The sequence below is a fragment of the Paractinoplanes deccanensis genome (assembly GCF_016862115.1).
In the GTDB taxonomy this organism is placed as follows: domain Bacteria; phylum Actinomycetota; class Actinomycetes; order Mycobacteriales; family Micromonosporaceae; genus Actinoplanes; species Actinoplanes deccanensis.
This window is the reverse complement of sequence record NZ_BOMI01000226.1, coordinates 1-1,900: the sequence shown is the minus strand read 5'-3', so window position 1 is coordinate 1,900 and position 1,900 is coordinate 1. Positions and strand designations below refer to the sequence as shown.

General features: G+C 74.1%; 1 protein-coding gene and 1 pseudogene. Both read right to left on the bottom strand.

What is annotated here, in order from left to right:
* Window positions 1-1,088, bottom strand: a 1,088-nt coding sequence (locus tag Ade02nite_RS48645) for a PQQ-binding-like beta-propeller repeat protein (protein WP_203778261.1), incomplete at its 3' end; no start/stop codon positions are given.
* A gap of 7 nt (window positions 1,089-1,095) precedes the next feature.
* Window positions 1,096-1,900: pseudogene (locus Ade02nite_RS48640) on the bottom strand (alkaline phosphatase family protein); the annotation flags it as partial.

Below are 1,900 nucleotides of genomic sequence, written 5' to 3'. Positions count from 1 at the left end.
AAGGCGGCGAAGCGGCGCCGGTCGCGCCCGTCGATCATGGTGAAGTCGCCGCCGGCCGCGACCGTGCCGCGGTGAACCGTCAGCACGCGGACGCCGATCACGCCGTTGGCCCGAGGCGCCCAGCCGGTCAGCGTGCCGGTGGCCGTGAGGGCGGCGAGCTTGAAGCGGGGCGTGGACCCGTCGACGCAGCCGCCCTTGACGCCGTTGCGCTCGGTGCGGCAGATCGCGTCGAAGTGCCCGCCGACGTACGTGATGCCGCCGCCAGTCGCGATCGCGGCCGCGTCGCCGTCGAAGACGCGCTGCCAGCGCAGGGCGCCCGTGTGCGCGTACGAGATGGCTCGTCCCCCCACCCCGGCGGTCGCGACCTGGACGCCGGACGTGTCGATCGCGACGGCACGCACCTCGGCCGGCACCCGGGGCCGGAAGACCGGGTCGACAGCGCCGCTGACGCCGTTGACCGCGGCCAGCCGCAGCGTGCCCTTGACGCCGTTGACCACGTGGAAGCCGCCGCCGAGATAGAGCTTGGAACCGGCGGTGGCGAGCGTGTGCACGGTGTCGTCGGTGACCGGCCGCCAGCGCGGGTCCAGGCGGCCGGTGCGCAGGTCGAAGGCGGCCAGGTTGCGCCGGCGCTCCCCGTCGACGGCGGTGAAGCTGCCACCGAGATACAGGCGGTCGTTGCCCGCGGCGAGGCTGTACGCCGTACCGGAGAGGTCATGGCTGAACGAGCCGACCGCGCCGCTCGACGGATGCAGGCGGGCCAGCGCGTCGCGGTCCTCGCCGTCGACCTCGTGGAAGTCCCCGGCGGCGTAGACGCTCTCCGGGGTGGCGGCCAGTGCCCGGACCGTGCCGTCCGCCGAGGGCGCCCAGTCGAGCAGCCGCCCGGTGCGCGCGTCGAAGGCGGCCAGCCGCGACCGCTGGTACGTCCTCCCCCCGTCCGTCGCGGCGGTGAACGCGCCCCCGACGTAGACCGTGTCGCCGCGGTGGGCGATCGCGTAGACGCTGCCGTTGAAGGTCGGCGCCGTGCGGGGCGAGGCGGGCACCGGCAGGACCCCGACGAGCATGGCGGTGAGGAAGGGGAGCAAAGGCACGAAATGCCTAACCGTCGTGGGTCCTCGAAAGTCTCGGAGCGACGGATTCTTCCAGCGGGTGCCGCTCCAGCTCGTGCTGCTCCTCGTCGGCGGCCAGGGTCTGGGTGCGCAGGCCCAGCATGGCCAGCCACTCGACGAGCTGCCGGTGGATGGTGTCCGGGCCGTCCAGCTCGGTCTGGGTGATCGGCCAGCGTGCCGGGTGGACCAGCACGGCGTCGGTCTGCCAGCCGCCCAGGCCGCCGTGCGAGCCGACGAGCTCCTCGAAGGCGGCCACCTCCTCGGTGACCGGGTCGACCGAGCTGATCAGCACCAGGTCGCCGACGTGCTCGGCCTCCTGGTGACGCAGCAGGTCGTGGCGCGCTCGCGGCCCGTACGGCAGAAGCGGGTCGATGCCCTCCACCGTGCCGTCACGGAGCCGGTGGCTGCCCGAAGTGCCGAGCGCGACCGGCCCGTCGTGGTCCCGCACGATCACCAGGCCCACGCCCGGGTGCGCGACCAGGCCGTTGATCAGGCGCGGGTACGCGCGCTCGATGGCGGCCCGGTCGAGCCGCTCGGGAAAGCGGGTCAGGTAGAGCAGCGCCAGGTTGCCGGACGAGACGACCAGCAGCGGGGCGACCGGGGGCTCCGGGAAGTCCGGTTCCTTGGTGGCCTCCTCCTCGGCCGGCGTCGAGGGCGCGTCCGCCGGGTCGGGCGCGGAGAACCGCTCGACCACCTCGTCCAGCGTCTCGCCGTACCGCTGCTTGAACGTGGCGCCCTGGCTCTGCCCGTGGTCCGAGAGCACCACCAGGTGGTAGCGGCGGGCCGCCTCGGGC